Consider the following 21,125-nt stretch of genomic DNA (forward strand, 5'->3'; position numbering starts at 1 on the left):
TGAATAGGATAAAAATACTCTTAATTAAAAAAACTTAGTTTTAAGAATTCTGTAAACTTTTAGAGAATTAAGAAATATTATCCGTTCTTGGCGAAACCTCGATCGTCAGCGCGTCGGAAAAACGCTCCATATAGTAGGCATCGATCGCGCAGCGCCCTACCATCGCGGCATTGTCGGAGCAGTACTGCAAGTCGGCAAGATGCAGGTTGCAGTCAAACCTCGCACAGAGGTTGGCGAACGCTTCACGAACGGCCATGTTGGCACTCGCCCCACCGACGATGGCGAAATCTTTCGGCTTCAGCGTTGCAAATATCTTCTTCGTTTTCTGCATCAGATGGGCAATCGCCGCTTTCTGGAAACTGGCGGCGATGTCGGCTTTGGTCTGTTCGTCGAGAGGCTGGTTCGCTTCGACGACAAGCCTGACGGCGTTTTTGATACCGGAGTAGCTGAAGGCGATTTTTGGCGAGTGCTGCAAGGGAATCGGCATTGGGAATCGGTCGGGGTCACCCTTTTGTGCCAGCTTTTCGATGACCGGACCGCCGGGGTATCCCAATCCCATCATCTTCGCCACTTTATCGAAACTCTCTCCGAAGCTATCGTCCATCGTCGTCGCGACCACCGTGATCTCATCGAAGCTTTCGACATCGAGCACCATCGTATGGCCACCCGAAATGAGCAGCACCAGCATCGGGAAGATCGCCTCTTTTTCGATGAAAAGCGAGTAGATATGCGCCTTGAGATGGTTGATCGGGATGATCGGCAGTCCCTTGGCAATGCTGAGTGCCTGTGCCATCGCCACCCCTTCGAGCAGTGTCACCGACAGGCCCGGGGCGTTGGTGACGGCCACCGCTTTGAGGTCGTCGAGATAGGGTTTCGCCTCCTCCAGAAGTTTCGGCAGATCGACCGCATGCAATCGACTCGCAAGCTCCGGTACGACACCACCATATTTGGCGTGTTCCGCCTCTTGGGAAATTTTCCGGTGAAAGAGAATCTCTTTCGTAACGATATCGGTCACGGCGATCGAACTGTCGTCGCAGCTGCTTTCGATGCTTAAAATCATCTATTTACACCTTCTTCCTCGGAGCATATCATGCCCGTTTGTAGATACTCCAGAATCCATGGCCACTCCCCGTAGCCGCTTTCGGCATTGATATGGCCGGCGTTTTCGATCACCTTCATGGGAATGCCCAACGCCTCCTGTAACCTCCACGCCTCTTCGAGAGGCATATAGGGATCGTTCGTCGAGACGACGAGCGTGGCGCTTTTGGCGAAAAGGTTTTTCGGGGCTTCGACCGGAAAGAAACTCTTGATCGTCTCGATTTCGCAGTCGAGCCTGGGCGGTGCGACGAGAATCAGCTTTTCGACCGGTTCGATCTCGCCTTCGTTGCAGAGGTGAAACCAGAGGGTGTTGGCGAGCGAGTGGCAGATGACGGTATGCGGCCTGAAATCCGCCAAATACGCCTTAACCTCTTTTTTCCAGCGGTTCAGGTGTGGAAAATGGGGATGCTGAATAAGCGGAAAACTGACAGTGCCGTACGCTTTGGCCAGTTCACCGGCCAGCCACGCCTGCCAGTGCGGATAGTCGCTGCCGCCCCAACCATGCAGAAGCAGTCTCTTATCGCGTTTCACACCATCTCCTCACTTCACGGTCGATTTCGAAAACCTCATCGATACTCTGCGGGTCGACACCGCTGAAGTGTTCATACGCAGCAATCGTAAGCCTAGGCAAATCGCCGAAAGCGATCCTCCCCTCCACAAATTTCGTGATCGCCGCTTCATTGGCGGCATTGACGACGACACCCCGTTTGGGGTGTTTCAGCAAATCCTCTTTGATGGCCCAGATCGGGTAGCGGTCGGGGATGATTTCGCGAAACTCCAGCGAACCGACCCTGAGCAGATCGACCGGTTCGAGCACCGGAACGTTCACCTCCTGCATCAGGGCGTAGGCGATCGGCAATTTCATGTCCGGATGGGCCATCTGCGCCGTCGTCGCACCGTCGGCAAATTCGACGAGGGCATGAATGACCGATTTGGGCTCGATGATCGCATCGACGTTTTCGCAGCCATACAACCAGCGTGCCTCGAGGAGCTCGAAGAGTTTGTTGGTCATCGTGGCGCTGTCGATCGTAATCTTCGCCCCCATACTCCAGTTAGGATGTTTCAGGGCGTTTTCGAGTGTCGCATGCTCGATTTTTTCGATCGGCCAATCACGGAAGGCGCCGCCACTGGCGGTAATCGTCATCTTTTTGGGTATTCGGCCATTCAGCAGGTACCAAAGACCGAAGTGCTCGCTGTCGATGGGGCGCAGATGTTTGGGATCGATAAAAGCTCCCGCCGCCACCAACGACTCTTTGTTGGCCAGTGCCACCGTCTTGCCCTCTTCGATCGCGACGATCGTCGGACGAAGGCCCAGGAAACCGACCAGTGCATTGACGACGATGGACGAACTGCTGTTGCGGATCGCCTTTACGATCCCCTCTTCACCCCAGAAAACTCTGGGATGGTCGATCTGTTCGGCCAACTCTTTGGTCGCAACCGAGACGAAACAGGGCTGAAATTTCACAATCTGCTCTTTGAGCAGTGCGATGTTGTTGCCGGCGACCAAAACTTCGACACGGATGTTGAACCGCTCCGCCACCGCCAGTGTATTGACCCCGATGGAACCGGTCGAACCCAACAGTACCACTTAGATGAGCCCCCTCAGCAGCAACACCATCACAATACCGCCAAAAAGATAGCCGTCGACACGATCGAGCGCACCGCCATGGCCCGGCAAAAGGTCGCCGCTGTCTTTGACACCGGCCTCCCGCTTGAGGTAGCTTTCGAAAAGGTCGCCGAAAATCGACGCCACCGAAACGCCAAGCGAAATAAGCAGCGCCTGTGGCCAGTCGACAAGCACACTGCCTGCGAAAAAGCCCGCGAAAGTGGCGATCAGCACACCGCCGACCACCCCTTCGATCGTCTTGTTGGGGGACGTGGGACAGAAAGGGCGACGGCCGGCCAGCTTACCGGTAAAGTAGGCGCCGATATCGGTTAGCGCCACGACCACGAGAAGCCAAAAGAGCGATCCGACGCCGAAATCGTGGTAGAGAGCCAGCAGAAAGAGAAACGACGCCGTCGGATAGAGAAAGGGCAAAAAGAGTTTCTTGTCGAACTCCCTGGTATAGGCCAGCAGCGAAGCGAAAATGACGGCGATAAGAAAAAAGAGGTCGTCGGGATTGGGGTAGATGAGCGCCAGAAGCCATATCGCCACGGCATAGGCGTACATCTGATTGTCACTCTCTACACCGAAGAGACGCATCGCCTCGTAAAAGGAGAAGAGATAGACGATGCCCAAAAAGAGCCATATCAGGAAAAAGTTGTCGATCAAACCGATCGAAACGACGACCGCGACAAGCACGGCCCCTGTCAGAAAGCGTGTTTTGTTTTCGGAAACGATGGAGAAAAGACCCATAAAGCACCCTTTTTCAATATGCTTTTAGTATATCGGATAAAAGGTTAAACCGACGTTACGCACCCTATGGCAGTCAAACGTGAATATCGAGATGCGGGTTTCCATCCTCGTCGATCGTGAAACCTTTGTCTTTATGGGTTTTGGGTTTTTTCTTCGCGGCTTTTTCCCGTTCGCGTTCCTGCGCTTCGGCTTCCTGACGCGTATGTTCACGCTCTGGGTCGATGTTATGCAGTTCTTCGGCCTGGCGGGTCTCCTCGATCGTTTTCTCTTTTTCGTTGACCATCGCCTGCGCCGCGACATTCTGCATGTCGTACCGGTTGAACTGCATATTCTGCACCGATGCCGCGACATGCATGTTCTGGTTGACGAAGATGATGTTGGTAAGCGGAGAGATGGCCATCGGGTATCCTTCTTACTCTTTTTGGACCTTTATCGTATCGTAGTTGACATAATTGACATGCGCACCTTTGACGATTTTCACATTGCGCCTATTGGTAACATCGACCAGATAGCTGCCTGGTTGAGTGACGCTTGTCTCGACACAGATTTTGGCCGCCTTCTCGATCACCTCTTTGGGCACCTGCTTTCGTCCGCCGCTTTGGACAATGCAGTGCGAAGAGGGACGGTCTTTGAGATGGAGCCAGATGTCGCCGGCTTTGGCGTTTTTCAGGACCCACTCGTTCTCACGCTCGTTGCGCCCGACCATAACGCGAAACGAATCGATCCAGAAGATTTCGCACTGTGCTTTGGCCTGCCGTTTTTTCCGTTGCTGTTTCGGTGGAAAGAGCAGCGAAATCTCCCCTTCGTTCCGCGCCCGCTGCAGGTTCTCCAAAAGCCTCCGGTAGAAGGCGATACGGCTTTTGAGATTCTCCTCTTCGATATGCAGATGTGCCGCCTTGTTGGCCGCCCGTTTCGAAAGGGCGTAAAAGTGCTCCCCTATCCGCTTTGGATTCGGAAGCGCCGGAAGCTCGATCGCCACAGGGTTTCCTTCGAAATCTTCGGTCCGCAGCTCTGTATCGTATGGCTTGATCTCATGAAGGTGCGCCAGCACGATCGAAGCGTACATCGCATACATCTGCGCCCTGTTCTCCAGTTCCGCTTTGTCGGGAAGGTGCTGCAACGCCTTCTCGAGACGTTCGATCTTTTTTTCGAGGGTCTGGGCATGGCGCGCTTTGAGCTGAACGAGACGCCGTTCGCTTCGCACTCTTGCACGCTCTTCGAGCCATGCTTCAACCTCCACGATCTCACCTTCTGCACGCTTGCCACGGTAGGGCACCAGCGGCTTGAGCTCCACCCCTGGCTTGACGATCCGGTAGCTTGCATCGCTGTCGACATGACGCAGCGCTTCGAGAACCACCCCGTTTTCATCCAGAATGATCGCATTCGTATGACGGCCGGTGAACTCGAGTTGCAAAAAGCTTTTTTGCGCCTTGTAGGCTCCTTGCAAAGAGGCTTCGATACGAATGATCTTATCATCCTGCGGCATATCGACCCGAATGATCTTCGCACCGTTGAAACGCTTTTTGAGCATCGTGTCGAACGGCGCATGGTAACTTCGAACAGCCGCATTCACTCTCGCCGCAAAAATTTCGCTGCGGCCACGCGAAAGGTCGAATCCGACAGCATCTTCTCTCTTGAAAACCAGCCGGATGACATTGTCGTCGATGCGTTCGGCAGATCGTATCTGCCCAAAACCGTTCAAATATGTCGCTATGGCTTTCAATTCATAAAATTTCATACGCTCTTCGCTTGATTTTTTCTCTCTGGCCTATTTATAATTTCTTATATTCACCGATTATAGTGACGTATAGAATCCCCCTTTACAGGAAGAACAAAACATATGAAAACGACTCTCGCACTTTTTAAAACGATCCGCGCCAAATTCATCGCGAATCTTGTTCTGTCGGTCATCGCCATCTTTATCAGTATCATTGTAGCATACTCTCTCGCCGTCAAAGATGTCGATACGATCATGAAAACCGACATCGGTTCCGTTGCGGACGCCCTGCAGCAGGAGACGCTCTACATCGCCGAAAGAGATCCGAAAGGGTACCTCGACCCTGCCTTCAAAAAACATATCTACGACATTAAAATCGGAAAGAGCGGCTATGTCTATCTGATGGACGAAAAGGGGACGTTCGTCGTACATCCGAAAAAAGAGGGGAAAAACTTCGCCGGCCACGACTATGTCGACAAAATCCGCCAAGACAGAAGAGGCGGTTTCCTCGAGTACACCTCCGCCGCCACGGGCCAGGAGAAGATCGTCGCCTATCGATATATCGCTCCGTGGAGACTCTGGATCGTCCCGGGTGTCAACAAAGCGGACTATTTCGAAAATATTCAAAAAAGCTTCATGCTGTGGTTCAGTATTCTCGGGATCGGGATGGTCGCACTGCTGACACTGCTCAACTACATCACGGGAATGAGTATTCTTGGCCCTATCCGGGAGCTCGACGACGTCGCCAAAGACCTGGCCGAAGGTGAAGGCGACCTGACCAAACGCCTTCCGATCAAAAGCGACGACGAGATCGGACTGGCCGGCCGCTACGTCAACCAGTTCATCGAGAAGATCCAGCAGCTTGTCAGACAGGCAAAACGCAGCGGCCTGGCGACGATCGAAAAGATCGCCATGCTCGGCAAGAAGATCGATGCGGTGACGAAAAGTGCCCAGGAGACCTCCGAAGCGACGGCACAGACACAGCATCTGGCCGACGAGATCCGCCGAACCGTGGATGCATCGTTGCATCTCAGCAGAGAGACCAAAGAGCGGATCGACACCATCGCGGGCGAGATGCATCTGGTAACCGAATCGATCGACCGCATCAACAACCGTATCAGCGAAACGGCCCACATCGAATCGGATCTGACGGTTCAGTTTGCCCACCTCAAGGACCAGGCGGGGTCGATCACCGAAGTGTTGCAGATGATATACGAAATCGCCGACCAGACCAATCTTCTGGCACTCAACGCCGCGATCGAAGCGGCTCGGGCGGGGGAACACGGACGCGGCTTTGCCGTCGTAGCCGACGAAGTCCGAAAACTGGCCGAACGGACCCAAAAGAGTCTGAGTGAAATCAACGCCACGATCACGGTCGTCACGCAATCGATCGCAGATGCGGGAACACTGATGGGCAGGAATGCCGCGAATATCGAAGCGCTGCTCCAGCAAAGCGGCAATGCCAAAACGACCATCGAAGCTTTCTACGGAAAACTCGACGAAACAGCTAAAATGAGCGACACCAACTTCGAAAGTACCCGGACGATCGTAGAAAAGATAGAGAAGATTCTGCAGAGCATCGATCGGATCGATTCGCTCTCGTCCGCCAATAGCGAAGAGGCGGAACAGATGCGCCGTATCGGGCAAGAGCTGGAGGCCCAGGCAAAAGAGCTGCAAACCCTGTTGGATACCTTTAAAAGTTAATCAGCCCCTTTTTGCTATAATCGCGCCAGTTTACTCTAATGGCGCGTTGCGCCTTCCAGAAGGATTTTCATGGGACAGACCATTACCGAAAAGATTTTCAGCGAGCATATCGGACGCGACGTCAAAGCGGGCGAGATCGTTCGCTGCGACATCGACATGGTGATCGGCAACGACATCACGACGCCGATCTCGATCCGTGCGTTCGAAGAGAGCGGCGCGACGAAACTGGCCAATCCCGACGGCTTCTCGATCGTCATGGACCACTTCATTCCGGCCAAGGATATCGCCAGCGCCAACCAGGCGAAGATCAGCCGCGAATTCGCCTACAAGCATGACCTCAAACACTTTTTCGACGAGAAGGATATGGGGATCGAGCATGCGCTGCTGCCTGAAAAGGGGCTTGTCGTACCAGGTGACGTCATCATCGGTGCCGACAGCCACACCTGCACCCACGGCGCACTCGGCGCTTTCTCGACCGGGATGGGATCGACCGACCTGGCCTTCGCGATGATCACGGGCGGCAACTGGTTCAAAGTGCCCGAGACGATCAAGGTCGTTTTCACCGGAAAACCGGGCGAGCACATCTATGGCAAAGACCTGATCCTGGAGCTGATCCGCATGATCGGTGTCGACGGCGCGCTCTACAAGGCGCTCGAGTTTACCGGCGACACCATCGAATACCTCAGCATGGACGACCGCTTCAGCCTCTGCAACATGGCGATCGAAGCGGGTGCGAAGAGCGGTATCATCGCTGTGGACGAGGTTACAAAAGCGTTTCTTGCCGACAAACCACTGGCGCGCGAGCCGAAGTTCCACTACTCCGACCCCGATGCCAAATACTGCCAGACGATCGAGATCGATGTCAGCAAGCTCGAACCCGTCATCGCCTACCCGCACCTGCCGAGCAACGGCAAGCCGATCAGCCAGGCCGTCGCGGACGATCTGAAGATCGACCAGGTCTTTATCGGAAGCTGCACCAACGGGCGCCTCGGTGACATCAAAATCGCGGCGGAAATCGTCAGAGGCAAGCGTGTCGCACGCCATACCCGCATGATCGTCACGCCCGCAACCCAAAAGATTCTCAAAGCAGCCGAGAAAGCGGGCTACATCGACACACTGATCGATGCAGGCGCCGTCGTTTCCAACCCCACCTGCGGCGCATGCCTGGGGGGCTACATGGGAATCCTCGGCGACAATGAGCGCTGCATCTCCACGACCAACCGCAACTTCGTCGGCCGCATGGGCGCGCGAAGCAGTGAGATCTACCTCGCCAACTCCGCCGTCGCAGCCGCCAGCGCGATTGCGGGAAAAATCGTCGACCCACGCGATATCTAATGCCCCGGATCCCTCTCCCCTGCGTCATCTTCGCCGGCGGCAGGAGTTCGCGCATGGGGGAGGACAAGGCACTGCTCCCCTTCGGCGGTTACGCTACACTCGCCGAGTATCAATACCGACGCGTTTCACCTCTTTTCAAGCATACCTGCATCAGCACGAAAACCGATAAATTTCCCTTCAAAGCAACACTTGTATTCGATAGCAAAATGCGCCAGACCCATGCCCCGACCTCCGGGCTCATCGCCGTATTCAAAACACTCGAAGAGGATGCTTTCTTCGCCCTTGGCGTCGACACCCCCTTCGTAGACGAATCCGTTATAAAAAAGCTTGTCGAAGCGTATGAAAAAGAGGAGGCCGATGCCATCATCGCCAAGAGCCCCAATGGCATCCACCCGATGTGTGGCATCTACACGAGAAAGATGTTACCCAGACTCGAAGAGATGGTCGCGAACAACCAGCATCGGCTAGGCTATCTGCTGAAACTCTCGAATACACTCTTCGTCAATTTCCAAACGGACGAACCGTTCTTCAACCTAAACTACCCGGAAGAATACAGAACGGCCCTGAAAAAATCCCGATAACCGTGATGGAAATATATATGGAGCGAGGGAGCGCTGTCAGCGCTCCAATATCTTGCCCAGCTGCATTCGCGTAAAGTAGATAAACTTGTTGAGTAGAGAAGTTTTGTATTTGTCTTTATGGTAAATCAGAAGAAACTGCCGTTCGAACCTCAGTTTTTTGATCTTCACCTCGAAGAGATCTTCGCGTTCGAGCTCTTTCATCACACTGATACGCGGCAGACAGGTGAGACATTTGCCACTCTGGATCAGCATATTTTTGATCGATTCCGGGTGCCCGAGCTCCAAAAAGAGGTTGAGCTGTGTCGCCATGTCGCCAAGATGGGTCAAAAAGACTTCCCGCGTTCCGGATCCCTCCTCCCGAAGGATCCACCGTTTGTCCAGAAGTTTGTCGATATAATACCCCTCCTCATTCGAGGCGAGCTCTCTGTCTCCCGTCACGACGATCAGTTCGTCGAGCCCCACAACCTCCTGTTTGATCGAGGTCGAATCGACATTCCCTTCGACGAATCCCAAGTCGATGGCACCGTTTTCGATCATCTCCACGATATTTCTGGTATTGCCGATTTTCAGATTCACTTTCACCCGCGGATAGCTCTTCATATAGTCGCAGATGATCGGAGGGATCAGGTAATCGGCGATTGTCGTACTCACCCCGATCAGCAGCTCACCGTTATTTTCGTCGTTTTTGAACTCCTCCTCGATATCGTTGAGCTTGCTGACAAGCGGCGCGATCGCCTCCGCGAAGGCCCTTCCCTTTTCATTGAGCGCGAGTTTCTTGTTGATGCGGTCGAAAAGTTTGTACCCGATGATATTTTCGAGCTCCTTGATCGACATCGACACCGCCGACTGACTGAGCCCCATCTTTTCGGCTACTTTGGTCAGATGGCCGGTATGAGCCACCTCGAGAAAAATCTCCATTTGGCGCAGTGTTGCTTTCATTTTTCTTATCCGTTCTCTCACTAATGTCAAATTTTTTTATTATTGTATCATATTTTGTTTATTTTGTTTATAAGTATTTTTATACTATAATAATGAGTGATACTTATCTCAGTCCAATAATTCCAACAGTAATCCTGATAAATAACACCTCCAACAGACTGAAAGGATCGACATGGCATTTTCACCCGAAAAAAGAAAAGGTACCATCAGCGGCATCATTTTCGTCGCACTCGTCGCAGCCTCCGCAACCTACATCGCAGGTCTCGGGCCGGTACAGAAACTCGGCATCTCCCCGCTTGTCGTCGGTATCGTCATCGGTATCTTCTACGCCAACACACTCCACAACCATTTCCCCGCGGCATGGGAGACGGGTATCGTCTTTTCAGCCAAGAAGATTCTTCGCTTCGCAATCGTTTTCTATGGGTTCAGGATCACCTTCCAGCAGATCGCCGAAGTGGGTATCGAAGGGTTCATGGTTTCGCTCATCATGCTCTCGACCACCTTCATCATGGGAACATGGCTCGGCCACAAAATCTTCAAACTCGACCGCGACACGGCGATGCTGACCGCATCGGGTGCCTCTGTCTGCGGTGCTGCCGCCGTTCTCGCGACCGAACCCGTACTGAAAGCCGAAGAGCACAAAGCCGCCGTCGCCGTCTCTATGGTCGTACTTTTCGGTACGATCGCGATGTTCCTCTACCCGGCACTCCTGAAAGCAGGTATCTTTCATATGACACCGCAGGAGTTTGGTATTTACGCCGGTGGCACCATTCATGAGGTGGCGCAGGTCGTCGCCGTCGGTTCCATCGACGGCCCCGATACCGAAATGGCCAAAGCCGCCGTCATCGTCAAGATGACCCGTGTCATCATGATCGCCCCGATGCTGATACTATTGGGCATCTACCTCTCCTATACTGCGAAGAAAACGGGTACTGAAGCTGGCGGTGTCAAACTGGTCATACCCTGGTTCGCCGTCTACTTCATCGGAATGGCAGGCGTCAACTCACTGATCCAGGGATATGTCGAAAGCGGCGCATCCGAAAGTATGGCACAGACGATCCAAAGCACCATCGCCAACATCAACGCCATCGATACCTTCCTCCTCACGATGGCGATGACGGCACTCGGAATGGGTACCCGCTTCGCCAAATTCAAAGGGCTTGGCCTCGCACCTCTCTACGCCGCCAGCGCCATGTTCGCCTGGCTCGTCATCGGCGGCTACTTCATCACGAAGTGGGTCGTGGCGGTCTTTTAGGATAAAAAGATTTCGTTTCCCTTGAACGCCATCCCGCTCCCCTGCGGGATGCTTTCATAAAGCAGCGGACTGTCCAGATCCGCATAGCGTATCGTTTCAGGATACGCCATCGCCAATTGAAGCGCCGCCTTGATCGAGGCGGGGCTTTCGAGCATCGAGCCCATCATGCACTTCACACCCCTCGCTTCACACCACTCCACTATTTCCCGTGCCTTGTAAATGCCGCCGCACTTCATCAGTTTGATGTTGATCATCTCGGCCGCTTTCGTTCCGATAACCCGTTTGGCATCTTCGAGGGTGAAGACCGACTCGTCGGCGAGAATGGGGATGGGGCTTTGCGCGGTGACGGCCTGCATCCCCTCGAGATTTTCGGCCGGCAGAGGTTGTTCGATCAGCTCGATGCCAAGATCCGAGACAGCACCGATCATCTTCAGCGCTTCGGTTTCGCTCCATGCCTGGTTGGCATCGACGAGAAGCAGGGCATCGGGTACGGCCCTCCTGACACCTTCAAGTCGTGCGATGTCCCGACCGTCCCTGCCGCCCACTTTGACTTTGAGAATGTCGAAGCCCTCGGCGAGAGCTATCCTTGCATCGGCAGCCATCGTACCGGGATCGTTCAGGCTGATCGTGACGTCGGTTTCGACGGAACGGTTTTCACCACCGAGGAATCGGTAGAGCGGCTGGCACGTCTGCTTGCAAAAGAGATCGTAAAGTGCGATGTCGACGGCTGCTTTGGCACTGGTTGCGCCTTTGCAGCTTGTATGAAGGATCTTTTGCACCTCTTCCATCGTTTCGAAAGGTTTGTGCAGCATATTCGGCGCGATCTTCGCCTCGATGGTCGATCGGATCGATTGAAGATTTTCCCCCGTAATCACTTCGGTGGGCGGCGCCTCGCCGATACCCTGCAGACCGCCGTCCGTGCTTAGCGTCACACGGACCGCTTCGACATTTTCAACACGCCGCAACGCCGTGACGAAAGGCGTCTTGAGCGGTATTTCAACGGTTGAAAAGACGATATCCGTAATCGTCACGATGCGATCCACCGCAGCGTATAGCCGACCAACAGACCGCCGAAGGTACCGATGAGATACCCCATTATCGCCATCAGCACGGCGATACCGATGAGTGCACGATTATAGGCGCCGGCGAGAATGGGAGCCGAAGCGACACCACCGATGTTGGCGAGCGAAGCGACGGCAATACTGAAGAGATCGAGCTTGAACTTTTTGGCCACGATGGCCATCATAAGTGCATGCAGCGCGAGAATGGCAGCGCCGGCAGCGATGTAGCGCGGCACTGCACCAAAGTCGGCAAAATCGGCACGCGAACCGATCAGGGCGACCAGAAGAAGGAGCATCGTGGAGGCCAGCTCGTTCGAGCCGTTGATACGTGAAAGCGGTGTATAGGCACCAACGAGTCCGGCGAAGGTGGCGACGAGTACCGTCCATGTCGTCGTGCCCAAACCTCCGAGATGCATGCCGACGAACTGCGAAACGATGGCGACGGCGAAGGCGGTGCCCAGCAGCAGCCAGTAGCGTTTGGGGCCGATCGTACAGGCGCATCCGAGATCGGAGAGCACAACCGAACTCTCCACCGCGCCACTCCAGCGTGCAAAAAGCGGGGCGATACGCACGAGAGAAAGCAGCAGCATCACCCAAAAGGTATAGTCTACGGCATCGACGACGAGGGTATAGCCCATCATCGTTTCGTTGACATTCAGAGCACTTCCGACGGCGAGCATGTTGGCTGTACCGCCCATCCAGCTGCCGCATAGTGCACCGAAAAGACCCGCCTCATCCCGGCCAAATCCAAAACTCCAAAAGACGAGGAAAAACGCGATGCCAATGGAGAGTGTCGCAGCGACGTAGGCAATGAGCAGCGGCCGGCCGAGTTTCAGAAAACGGCGCAGGTCGACGTGCAGAAGCATCAGAAAGAGCATTGCCGGCAAAAGGTTGTTTTTGGCGGTTTTGTAGACGGCGCCGATCGCTTCGTTGCGTTCCCAAAGTCCCGTCTGCGCCGCAACCATCGCCGCCATGTAGATCAAAACGATGGCAGGCAGGTAGGTAAAGTAACGCCGGGTACGATCGAAGCGTTCGGCAATGCCGAAAACGGCGGCGATCGAGGCGATAGAGACGAGATAGAAGAGCGGCGAGGCGATCATGGGGCCGGTTTGAGTGATGGAAAATGGCGGCGAAGGGCTCGCATGAAATCGTTTCCCGGATCGCTCTTGCGTGTACGGTACCCCGCATCTTTCTCACGCCAGAGCGGGTGCCCTTCGAAACGGCGATACTCATGGTGCCCGATCAGATACTCGATGGTCGGGTATTTTTTCATCAGATAACGCACCAGCTCGATATTCGCCTTCAGCTGCGCCGGCGTCAGATCGCCGGGACCGTGAACGCCTCCGACATTTTCGATGCCGATACTGCAGTGGTTGAGACCAATGACATGGCGCGCCATCGTCGTCTCATCCATCAACTTGTAGACGGCCCCGTTGCGATCGACAAGGAAATGGGCCGAAACGTTGAGTGACGAAGCTCCGGCGATGTCGCCTCGGCCCCCGGACAATCTTTCGTCGACGAAACAGCGATAGGCTCCCTCCAAATCCTCCGTCGCCGTATAATGGATGACGATGATTTTAGGGATGATCCCGATCTCTCCCATTTGAATGCCGTAATGGGTTTTCATATAGGCTTTGGTGAGCGCGACGCGTTCCGGACCGAATGCGATGGGTTTGTCGACGATATCGAGCGCAAACAGCGAGACAAGACAAAGAAGCCAAAGCAGCGGGAACCTCAATACGCTACCCTCTTCTTCTGAAACTCAGCGCCTCCAGAAGATGCGCCTTTTCAATGGAATCGCTTCTCTCCAGATCGGCGATGGTGCGCGCCACCTTCTTTACGTTGGCCACGCCGCGGTGGCTCAGGCCGAAACTGTGGACCGCTTTGTGCAAAACCGCTTCCGCTTCACCCTCGAGACGGCAGAAGCTCTCGATCTCCCGCTCCTCCAGCTTGCCGTTAAGACGCCGCTGCCCCCGCTCCATCTGCCGACAGAAGGTGTCGATCACCTTTTGGTGCATCGATGCGGAATCGACCGAAGGCCGGTCGTCCGGGCCACTCTCCTGCATCTGGACGTAGATTTCGATCCGATCGAGCAGCGGGTCGGAGAGGCGCTGTTTATAGCGTTTGATCTCGATATCGCTGCAGCGGCAGGGTTGCACGGAGCTGAGCAGATTGCCGCAGGGACAGGGATTCTGTGCCGCGACAAACATGAAACGGGTCGTATACGCCACTTTACTGTTGACGCGCGAAATGAGCACCCTGTGATCCTGCAGCGGTTCGCGAAGCGCTTCGAGAACGGTTTTGGAGAAGTGGGGAAATTCGTCGAAAAAGAGGATGCCACCGTTTGCGAGGGCAACCTCCCCGATACGCGCCTGGCTCGATCCTCCTCCGAAGACACTCGGTTTGCTCGCCGAGTGGTGCGGGGAACGGAACGGGCGCAGCGGCTTGAATGTGGGCTCTTCGTCTCCCAGCAGCGCATACTGGTTCGCCTGCAGAATCTCATCGAGCGACATCGGCGGTAAAATATGACACAGGCGTTTGGCGATCATACTCTTTCCGCAGCCCGGGCTCCCCTCCATCAGCATATTGTGCATCCCCGCCGCAGCGATCAGTGCAGCCCGCTTGGCCACCTCCTGTCCTTTCACGTCGTGAAAATCTTCCGGGTACTCTCGCAGAAAGTGAAACCTCTCGGGGCCGATTTCGACCGAGTCCCCCTCGATGGGTGTCGCTTTCACCTCTTTGGGGGCCTGTTCATTTTTGCAGACGGCAACCGCCTCCGAAAGCGTCTCGACACCGATATAGGTAATGCCTGGAATGAGCGAGAGTTTTTCAAGCGATTCCACAGGCACCATGGCCTTGGTGACGAGGTTTTGATTTTTAAGAGAAAGCAGGATGGGAAAAATGGAGCGGGTATCTTTGAGCCTGCCGTCGAGCCCGAGCTCGCCAAAAACATAGAGGTTGTCCAGCTCTGTCGGATCGTTTTGAAGCGCGATGACAAGGGCGATGGCCAAGTCCATATGGCTGCCCGTTTTCTGAAGGTCGGAAGGACTCAGGTTCACGGTGATTTTGAGCGGAGGAAACGAAAAACCGTTGGTCAGAAGTGCAGCCTTGACCCTCTCTTTCGCCTCCTGTATAGAAGAACTGGCCAATCCGACGATGCCGAATGCCGGCAGCCCTTTCGTAAAGGTCGCTTCAACGTCGACGGGCTTGGCATCGATGCCGTCAAGCGTCGCGGAAAGCAGCTGCTTCACGCTACTTCTTTTTCTCTTTCAGCTCTTTCAGCTTCTTTTTCCACTCTTTCTCGAACTTCTTGCGCTTGAGGAAAGAGAGCTTTTCGATAAAGAGGTGCCCGTCGAGGTGGTCCATCTCGTGCTGAAAGGCGATGGCAAGCAGCCCGTCGGTTTCGATCTCCCGGCGTTCGCCATGGCGGTCGTAAAACTCCACCTTGACCCACTCGGCACGCTCGACATCGTCGTAGTACTCCGGCACGCTCAGACACCCTTCCGTATAGGTAGTGAAACCCTTCTTCTCGAGAATCACCGGATTGATCACCTCGATCAGGTTTTCGGGGTACTGGTTTCCCTCCTCATCCGGAAGGTTGATCAAAAGGGCGCGCAGCGGCACGCCCACCTGGATGGCGGCCAAGCCGATACCGTTGCTAGCCATCATCGTTTCGTTCATATCGTCGAGCAACGTATGCAGCGTCTCGTCGAACGCCATCACCGGTTTGCTCTGCTGCTTCAGCCGTTTGTCGGGGTAGACGACTATCGGTCGTATCATTTGTTAAATCTCCACATCCTGCGGGCAGATGCCACACGATTCTTCGGTTTTTTTCGCAATGTCAAGTCCGTCGAGTGCACAGACGATCGTCTGCTCGCTCGAGCGGTCTATGTCGATCCGCGCGATTCCGATATCGACATCGAGCATGATCTCCTGATCTCCTACAAAAAAGTTGGTATTACCGACAAGGTCTTTGAGTCTGTCGGCTGCCTGTTTGGCATTCTGTAACGATGTGTGGCGCATGAGAATCGCGAAAATTCCACCCTCGTAATGGGCAACGAGATCGCTTCTGCGTGAAGTTTTCAGCAACAGCCTCGCTACGGTACGAAGGACGAGATGCTGAACCTTCGGGCTACCCACTTCGCGTAAAACTTTGTCGCTGGCACGTACCATCATAAGCGTACTATCATGCCGGAACTCCTGGATTAGCTTCTCTTCCTGATGGATCTTTTTGAGCAGATAGTGCTTTTTATAGACCCCATACTTCTCTTCATGAATGGCATGTTCTTGAACCTCCGAAACGAGTTCGCTCGTTGCTTCGTAGGTCTCTTTCAGCTCCCCCGCCTCTTTTTTTATGATCTTCGTCATCGTGTTAAGATCTTTTTTCATCGCGTCCAGAAGCGTCGCCATTGCACTTTTGTCTGCAATCGCTTCGGCTTCGAACTGGCGCTTTTCAATCACGGTTTCGAGATGGCGAAGATTTTTATAAAGAAGGTTGATATGCTGAAGGAACTTTTTGACATTGACAAACGCATCTTTGAGATACTGCTCAAGCACGCCCTGATGGTCGTCTTCCCCGCCGTCTTCAAGCTCGAGAAGCTTCAGAATACGTTTACGAAACGCAGCGGGCTTGTCATCGAGGAGTTTGTCGAAATAGGCATCGAAGTTGGAAGGCGTGGGCGGAACGCCTTCGCGGATCATCGCTTCGAGAACCTCTTTCGCATAGGTTTCGAGTTCATTGGTCGGCTCGCCAAGGTTCCGTACGCGATATCTTCCGCCCCGCTCCATCTTCGCCTACTTGAAACTGCGCGTCAGTACTTCGTCGATCAGACCGTACTCTTTGGCCTCTTCGGCACTCATGAAGAAGTCGCGTTCCGTATCTTTTTCGATGGTACGGACTGTCTTTCCGGTACGCTCGGACATGATTTTGTTGAGATACTTCTTCAGGCGCAGAATCTCCCTCGCCTGAATCTCGATGTCGGTCGCCTGCCCCTGTGCACCGCCGAGCGGCTGATGGATCATAATACGCGAACTCGGCAAGGCATAGCGCTTGCCGGGTGCGCCGCACGTAAGCAGAAACGCGCCCATCGACGCCGCCTGCCCGATGCAGATTGTAACGATGTCAGGCTTGATGTAGTTCATCGTATCGTAGACACTGAATCCGCTTGTGATCACACCGCCCGGAGAGTTGATATAAAGGTAGATATCTTTGTCGGGATCTTCCGCTTCCAGAAAAAGCATCTGCGCCACGATCGAAGATGCGACAGCATCGTCGATCGGACCGCTCAACATTATGATGCGGTCTTTCAGAAGCCGTGAATAGATGTCGTACGAGCGCTCTCCGCGTCCGCTCTTTTCAATGACGAATGGAACGTAACTCATGCTTCTTCTTTTTCGGTAGTCTCTTCTTTGTTTTCACTTTTGTCGTTTTTGTCGTTGAGCAGTTTGGTCAACAGTCTGTCTTCGATCATCGCCATCTTGATCGCCGGCAAAAGGTTCTGTTTCTGATAGTATTCGAAAGTCTGCTGCGGATCCTGCCCCATGCTCATCGCTTCGTAGTAGATCGTCTGCATCATCTCCTGATCGTTCACTTCGATCCCCTCTTTTTTGGCAAGAGCGTCGACGATAAAGGTCGCTTTGACACTTTTGGCCGCATCGCCGCGAAGTTCGTCGCGAAGCGCTTTGACCTTCTCCTCGTTTTCACGAAGCTCGCCCAGCTCCTCTTCGCTCATCTGTTGGACCTTGTTGCGCAGCGCCATCTCGATCTCCTGCTCGACGACGCTCTCGGGCAGGTCGAACTCGAACTGCTCGACCAGCGCCTCGACCAGTTGCGGCTTCAGCTCCTCGTTGTAGAGTTTGCTCAATTTTTCACTTCGGATCTGCTCTTTCACCTCTTTTTCGAGCTTTTCGAGCGTTCCGTTTTCATCGCCCAGCAGTTTTTTCGCCAGTTCGTCGTCGATTTCGACCGGCTTCTTGGCTTTGATCTCCTTCAGCTTGATCTTGAACTCGACCTCTTTGCCGGCAAGCTCCTTGTTGCGGTAATCTTCGGGAAAGGTGACTTTGATCGTCTTCTCTTCGCCCTTCTTCATCCCCATCATCTGCTCTTCGAAGCCCGGAATGAACTGTCCACTACCGATACGAAGCTCGAAATCTTCGGCTTTGCCACCTTCGAACGGTTCGCCGTTCAAGAACCCTTCGAAATCAAAGACTGCCAGGTCGCCCTCCTGAAGGCCACGATCCTCTTCGACAGATTCAAAAGGCGCCTGCGCTTCGGCAAGCTCTTTGATACGCTCTTCGACCTCTTTTTTAGTCACGCGCGGCGTTTTGACTTCCGGGATGATGTCACTGATATCGCCGATCTCGATCTCGGGGCGGAGGCTCAGTTTCAGTTCCACTTCGATGAACTCTTCGCCACGGTCGAATTTCGTCACAGCAGGCTCTCCGATGATCTTTTCGGCATCGAGTTCCAGCTCTTTGGAAGCTGTGTTGAGCACTTCGCGAAGCGCTTCGGCTTCAGCATCCTGAACCAGGCGGTCACCGAGACGTTTTTTGACGACCGATACCGGCGCTTTTCCCGGACGGAACCCGTCGATCTTCATCTGTTTCGCCGCCTGCTTGGCGATCTTCTCAACTTTCTTATCGATGTCGGTTTTGGCGATTTTCGCTTCGACACTTACATTGGCACTGTCGGTTTTTTTGGCAGTCACTTCCATAAATTCACATTCCTTCGAAAAAATTAATGCATTATTTTACCCAAAAGTGGCTTCATAAGTCTACAATCATAAATAGAGCTGTTTTTTTACCCAAAAATCGATATACTTAAAGCAAAAAAGCGAGTAGCGTATGTCAAGTGAAAAAGCGAAAAAATTTGAAGAAGCGGTCAAAACGATCCTGGAACTGATCGGAGAAGACCCGAGCCGCGAAGGGCTCGTCAAAACACCGCACCGTGTCTACAAAGCCTTCGACCATCTGTGCGAAGGGTATCGGATGGATCCCAAAAAAGTGCTGAACGACGCTTTGTTCGAGAGCAGCAACGACGAAATGGTTCTGGTTCGCGACATCGAGTTCTATTCCATGTGTGAACACCATATGCTTCCAATCATCGGACGGGTACATGTGGCCTACATTCCAGACGGGAAAGTGGTAGGACTCAGCAAAATCCCGCGCATGGTCAATATCTTTGCACGCCGGTTGCAGATTCAAGAACAGATGACCGAGCAGATCGCGGATGCGATTTTGGAGACGATCCAGCCCAAAGGGGTCGGCGTCGTCGTCGAAGCGCGCCATATGTGCATGGAGATGCGCGGTGTGGAGAAGATCAACTCCACAACGGTAAGCTCGGCACTGAGGGGACTCTTCAAACGCGATGCCAAGACGCGCGAAGAGTTTATGAGCATGGTCAACGCACCCCTTCGCCCACGCTACTGATGCCACTCAAATCACTTCGAAAGCGCATCAAGAGCACGGCGCTCTCCCCTGCATACGGGATGATTCAGAGTATCAACGCCAATGCCATCGTCGCGACGGGACTGAAAGTGAGTATCGGGCAGAGCGTTACGATACTCGCCGGCGACGAACGGCGCCTTGGGATGGTGACCTCCCTGGGAGCAGAGAGTTTTACGATCACTCCGTTCGGTTTCATCGAGGGCATGAAAGTGGGCGATCGCGTCCTTTTGAACCGAAGAAGCCTCGATATCCCGGTCGGCGAGAAGCTTCTAGGCCGCGTCGTCGACCCGTTCATGAATCCGATCGACGGAAAAGGAGCGATCCATCTCGACGATTATGAGCCGATCATGAAGTCACCGATGGATGCGATGAAACGCGGACTCATCGACGAGCACTTCAGTGTCGGTATCAAAAGTATCGACGGGCTGCTAACCAGCGGGAAAGGACAGAAAGTCGGGATTTTCGCCGGCAGCGGGGTCGGAAAGTCGACGCTGATGGGAATGATCGTCAAAGGGAGTGAAGCGACAATCAAAGTGGTGGCGCTCATCGGGGAACGGGGAAGGGAAGTGCCCGAATTCATCGCCAAAAACTTGGGCAACGACCTGACCAACACCGTCATCGTCGTCGCGACGAGCGATGACAGCGCACTGATGCGCAAATATGGCGCCTTCAGCGCGATGAGTGTCGCGGAATACTTCAAGCGCAAAGGCCATGACGTTCTTTTCATGATGGACTCGGTTACCCGTTTCGCGATGGCGCAGCGTGAAATCGGTCTCGCGCTCGGCGAACCGCCTACCTCCAAAGGGTATCCGCCCTCATCTTTGACACTGCTGCCCCAGCTGATGGAGAGGGCTGGAAAAGAGGATGGCCAGGGTTCCATCACCGCCTTTTTTACAGTACTCGTCGAAGGAGACGACCTCAGCGATCCAATCGCCGATCAGAGCCGCAGTATTCTCGACGGCCATATTGTACTCAGCCGTGAACTGACCGACAGAGGTATCTATCCGCCGGTCGACATCCTCTCCTCAGCTTCACGGGTCATCGACGACGTCACGACGCCGGAGCACCTTGCAGCCGCCAGAAAATTTCGGCATCTACTGGCACTGCTCAAAGAAAACGAGATGCTTGTCCGCATCGGCGCCTATCAACGCGGCACCGATCCGCAGCTCGACGAAGCGCTGGCGAAAAAGGAACGGATGGAGGATTTTCTGCGTCAGAGTGCACAGGAGGTACTGCCTTTCGATCAAACCGTCGAAATGCTGAAAGAAGTCGTCAGCTGAGGCGTTCCCTCAGCCGTTTCTCGAAAGGTGCGAAATCGGGAAGTTCGAGTGTTCCCGCCCTTTGCTTTTTACCCCACATCGGCTCCGGGAAATAGCTGTCGTTTTCAAACCGTGCCATCACGTGAATGTGGACCCGGGGCACGTAGTTTCCAAACGAAGCCATATTGATCTTGCTTGGATTGAAATAGTCGATCATCTCTTTTTCGACCACCTCGTAGATGTTCCACAGCTTTGCACGCAATGGCGCGGGCACGTCGGTCAGCTCTTTGTAGGGCTCTTTCGTAAAAATCTTGATCCACGGAATCTCGCTCTCTTCCCATTCAAGATAGATATCGGCATCTTCATAGATCATG

General features: G+C 54.0%; 22 protein-coding genes. 6 read left to right on the forward strand and 16 right to left on the reverse strand.

Annotation, left to right across the window (positions count from 1 at the left end):
• Positions 1-67 precede the first annotated feature (67 nt).
• From tsaD to QUD54_RS06020, 6 genes are all read right to left on the reverse strand, one after another.
• Positions 68-1,060, reverse strand: a complete 993-nt coding sequence (gene tsaD / locus QUD54_RS05995; RefSeq protein WP_286335923.1) for a tRNA (adenosine(37)-N6)-threonylcarbamoyltransferase complex transferase subunit TsaD — start codon at positions 1,058-1,060, stop codon at positions 68-70.
• A complete protein-coding gene (locus tag QUD54_RS06000) occupies positions 1,057-1,629 on the reverse strand; it encodes an RBBP9/YdeN family alpha/beta hydrolase (protein ID WP_286335924.1) in 573 nt (190 codons plus the stop codon). The genes tsaD and QUD54_RS06000 overlap by 4 nt, the downstream gene beginning before the upstream one ends.
• A complete protein-coding gene (gene dxr / locus QUD54_RS06005) occupies positions 1,616-2,686 on the reverse strand; it encodes a 1-deoxy-D-xylulose-5-phosphate reductoisomerase (protein ID WP_286335925.1) in 1,071 nt (356 codons plus the stop codon). The genes QUD54_RS06000 and dxr overlap by 14 nt, the downstream gene beginning before the upstream one ends.
• Positions 2,687-3,454: a phosphatidate cytidylyltransferase gene (locus QUD54_RS06010; protein ID WP_286335926.1), complete on the reverse strand. Its 768-nt coding sequence runs from the start codon at positions 3,452-3,454 to the stop codon at positions 2,687-2,689.
• A 73-nt stretch (positions 3,455-3,527) separates the two neighbouring features.
• On the reverse strand, positions 3,528-3,854 hold the full coding sequence (locus QUD54_RS06015) for a hypothetical protein (RefSeq protein WP_286335927.1): 327 nt from the start codon (positions 3,852-3,854) through the stop codon (positions 3,528-3,530).
• Between the two features lie 12 nt (positions 3,855-3,866).
• Positions 3,867-5,192, reverse strand: a complete 1,326-nt coding sequence (locus tag QUD54_RS06020) for an NFACT RNA binding domain-containing protein (protein ID WP_286335928.1) — start codon at positions 5,190-5,192, stop codon at positions 3,867-3,869.
• Positions 5,193-5,294: 102 nt separating this feature from the next.
• On the opposite strand from QUD54_RS06020, the gene QUD54_RS06025 reads away from it, so the two are divergent.
• The 3 genes from QUD54_RS06025 to mobA all read left to right on the forward strand — a co-directional run bounded on the left by QUD54_RS06025 (position 5,295) and on the right by mobA (position 8,791).
• A complete protein-coding gene (locus QUD54_RS06025; RefSeq protein ID WP_286335929.1) occupies positions 5,295-6,875 on the forward strand; it encodes a methyl-accepting chemotaxis protein in 1,581 nt (526 codons plus the stop codon).
• Positions 6,876-6,944: 69 nt separating this feature from the next.
• Complete coding sequence (gene leuC, locus QUD54_RS06030; RefSeq protein WP_286335930.1) at positions 6,945-8,210, forward strand: 3-isopropylmalate dehydratase large subunit; 1,266 nt, start codon at positions 6,945-6,947, stop codon at positions 8,208-8,210.
• Positions 8,210-8,791 (forward strand): molybdenum cofactor guanylyltransferase MobA, encoded by a 582-nt coding sequence (mobA, locus tag QUD54_RS06035; RefSeq protein ID WP_286335931.1) that lies wholly within the window; start codon positions 8,210-8,212, stop codon positions 8,789-8,791. Before leuC ends, mobA begins: the two co-directional genes overlap by 1 nt.
• A gap of 36 nt (positions 8,792-8,827) precedes the next feature.
• Here the strand turns inward: mobA and QUD54_RS06040 are convergent, their stop codons facing one another.
• Positions 8,828-9,730 carry a LysR family transcriptional regulator gene (locus tag QUD54_RS06040; protein WP_286335932.1) on the reverse strand — a complete coding sequence of 301 codons (903 nt, stop codon included), beginning with the start codon at positions 9,728-9,730 and terminating at the stop codon, positions 8,828-8,830.
• Between the two features lie 172 nt (positions 9,731-9,902).
• On the opposite strand from QUD54_RS06040, the gene QUD54_RS06045 reads away from it, so the two are divergent.
• Complete coding sequence (locus QUD54_RS06045) at positions 9,903-10,985, forward strand: YeiH family protein (protein WP_286335933.1); 1,083 nt, start codon at positions 9,903-9,905, stop codon at positions 10,983-10,985.
• On the opposite strand, the gene QUD54_RS06050 is transcribed toward QUD54_RS06045, so the two are convergent.
• Genes QUD54_RS06050 through tig form a run of 8 tightly spaced genes read right to left on the reverse strand, consistent with a single transcriptional unit; the run spans position 10,982 to position 18,759 of the window.
• Positions 10,982-12,016, reverse strand: a complete 1,035-nt coding sequence (locus tag QUD54_RS06050) for a dipeptide epimerase (RefSeq protein WP_286335934.1) — start codon at positions 12,014-12,016, stop codon at positions 10,982-10,984. The genes QUD54_RS06045 and QUD54_RS06050 overlap by 4 nt on opposite strands.
• On the reverse strand, positions 12,013-13,146 hold the full coding sequence (locus QUD54_RS06055; protein ID WP_286335935.1) for a DUF819 family protein: 1,134 nt from the start codon (positions 13,144-13,146) through the stop codon (positions 12,013-12,015). Before QUD54_RS06055 ends, QUD54_RS06050 begins: the two co-directional genes overlap by 4 nt.
• On the reverse strand, positions 13,143-13,784 hold the full coding sequence (locus QUD54_RS06060) for an N-acetylmuramoyl-L-alanine amidase (protein WP_286335936.1): 642 nt from the start codon (positions 13,782-13,784) through the stop codon (positions 13,143-13,145). Before QUD54_RS06060 ends, QUD54_RS06055 begins: the two co-directional genes overlap by 4 nt.
• A gap of 4 nt (positions 13,785-13,788) precedes the next feature.
• Positions 13,789-15,297: a YifB family Mg chelatase-like AAA ATPase gene (locus QUD54_RS06065; protein WP_286335937.1), complete on the reverse strand. Its 1,509-nt coding sequence runs from the start codon at positions 15,295-15,297 to the stop codon at positions 13,789-13,791.
• Between the two features lies 1 nt (position 15,298).
• Complete coding sequence (def, locus tag QUD54_RS06070; protein ID WP_286335938.1) at positions 15,299-15,826, reverse strand: peptide deformylase; 528 nt, start codon at positions 15,824-15,826, stop codon at positions 15,299-15,301.
• Positions 15,827-15,829: 3 nt separating this feature from the next.
• Positions 15,830-16,834, reverse strand: a complete 1,005-nt coding sequence (locus QUD54_RS06075) for a diguanylate cyclase (RefSeq protein ID WP_286335939.1) — start codon at positions 16,832-16,834, stop codon at positions 15,830-15,832.
• 6 nt (positions 16,835-16,840) lie between these two features.
• On the reverse strand, positions 16,841-17,428 hold the full coding sequence (clpP, locus tag QUD54_RS06080; RefSeq protein ID WP_286335940.1) for an ATP-dependent Clp endopeptidase proteolytic subunit ClpP: 588 nt from the start codon (positions 17,426-17,428) through the stop codon (positions 16,841-16,843).
• On the reverse strand, positions 17,425-18,759 hold the full coding sequence (gene tig, locus QUD54_RS06085) for a trigger factor (protein WP_286335941.1): 1,335 nt from the start codon (positions 18,757-18,759) through the stop codon (positions 17,425-17,427). Before tig ends, clpP begins: the two co-directional genes overlap by 4 nt.
• 130 nt (positions 18,760-18,889) lie before the next feature.
• On the opposite strand from tig, the gene folE reads away from it, so the two are divergent.
• Both folE and fliI read left to right on the forward strand, forming a co-directional pair.
• Positions 18,890-19,474, forward strand: a complete 585-nt coding sequence (gene folE, locus QUD54_RS06090; RefSeq protein WP_286335942.1) for a GTP cyclohydrolase I FolE — start codon at positions 18,890-18,892, stop codon at positions 19,472-19,474.
• Positions 19,474-20,772: a flagellar protein export ATPase FliI gene (fliI, locus tag QUD54_RS06095; RefSeq protein ID WP_286335943.1), complete on the forward strand. Its 1,299-nt coding sequence runs from the start codon at positions 19,474-19,476 to the stop codon at positions 20,770-20,772. Before folE ends, fliI begins: the two co-directional genes overlap by 1 nt.
• Here fliI and QUD54_RS06100 read toward each other — a convergent pair.
• Positions 20,765-21,124: an HIT family protein gene (locus QUD54_RS06100; RefSeq protein WP_286335944.1), complete on the reverse strand. Its 360-nt coding sequence runs from the start codon at positions 21,122-21,124 to the stop codon at positions 20,765-20,767. The genes fliI and QUD54_RS06100 overlap by 8 nt on opposite strands.
• Position 21,125 lies beyond the last annotated feature (1 nt).

This window comes from Hydrogenimonas cancrithermarum (assembly GCF_030296055.1).
Lineage (GTDB): Bacteria > Campylobacterota > Campylobacteria > Campylobacterales > Hydrogenimonadaceae > Hydrogenimonas > Hydrogenimonas cancrithermarum.

Bases quoted from the DNA above. Each gene is read 5' to 3' on its own strand.
- tsaD (WP_286335923.1), bottom strand. From the start codon at position 1,060: ATGATTTTAAGCATCGAAAGCAGCTGCGACGACAGTTCGATCGCCGTG.
- QUD54_RS06010 (WP_286335926.1), bottom strand. From the start codon at position 3,454: ATGGGTCTTTTCTCCATCGTTTCCGAAAACAAAACACGCTTTCTGACA.
- QUD54_RS06015 (WP_286335927.1), bottom strand. From the start codon at position 3,854: ATGGCCATCTCTCCGCTTACCAACATCATCTTCGTCAACCAGAACATG.
- QUD54_RS06020 (WP_286335928.1), bottom strand. From the start codon at position 5,192: ATGAAATTTTATGAATTGAAAGCCATAGCGACATATTTGAACGGTTTT.
- QUD54_RS06025 (WP_286335929.1), top strand. From the start codon at position 5,295: ATGAAAACGACTCTCGCACTTTTTAAAACGATCCGCGCCAAATTCATC.
- leuC (WP_286335930.1), top strand. From the start codon at position 6,945: ATGGGACAGACCATTACCGAAAAGATTTTCAGCGAGCATATCGGACGC.
- mobA (WP_286335931.1), top strand. From the start codon at position 8,210: ATGCCCCGGATCCCTCTCCCCTGCGTCATCTTCGCCGGCGGCAGGAGT.
- QUD54_RS06040 (WP_286335932.1), bottom strand. From the start codon at position 9,730: ATGAAAGCAACACTGCGCCAAATGGAGATTTTTCTCGAGGTGGCTCAT.
- QUD54_RS06045 (WP_286335933.1), top strand. From the start codon at position 9,903: ATGGCATTTTCACCCGAAAAAAGAAAAGGTACCATCAGCGGCATCATT.
- QUD54_RS06055 (WP_286335935.1), bottom strand. From the start codon at position 13,146: ATGATCGCCTCGCCGCTCTTCTATCTCGTCTCTATCGCCTCGATCGCC.
- def (WP_286335938.1), bottom strand. From the start codon at position 15,826: ATGATACGACCGATAGTCGTCTACCCCGACAAACGGCTGAAGCAGCAG.
- QUD54_RS06075 (WP_286335939.1), bottom strand. From the start codon at position 16,834: ATGGAGCGGGGCGGAAGATATCGCGTACGGAACCTTGGCGAGCCGACC.
- clpP (WP_286335940.1), bottom strand. From the start codon at position 17,428: ATGAGTTACGTTCCATTCGTCATTGAAAAGAGCGGACGCGGAGAGCGC.
- tig (WP_286335941.1), bottom strand. From the start codon at position 18,759: ATGGAAGTGACTGCCAAAAAAACCGACAGTGCCAATGTAAGTGTCGAA.
- folE (WP_286335942.1), top strand. From the start codon at position 18,890: ATGTCAAGTGAAAAAGCGAAAAAATTTGAAGAAGCGGTCAAAACGATC.
- fliI (WP_286335943.1), top strand. From the start codon at position 19,474: ATGCCACTCAAATCACTTCGAAAGCGCATCAAGAGCACGGCGCTCTCC.
- QUD54_RS06100 (WP_286335944.1), bottom strand. From the start codon at position 21,124: ATGATCTATGAAGATGCCGATATCTATCTTGAATGGGAAGAGAGCGAG.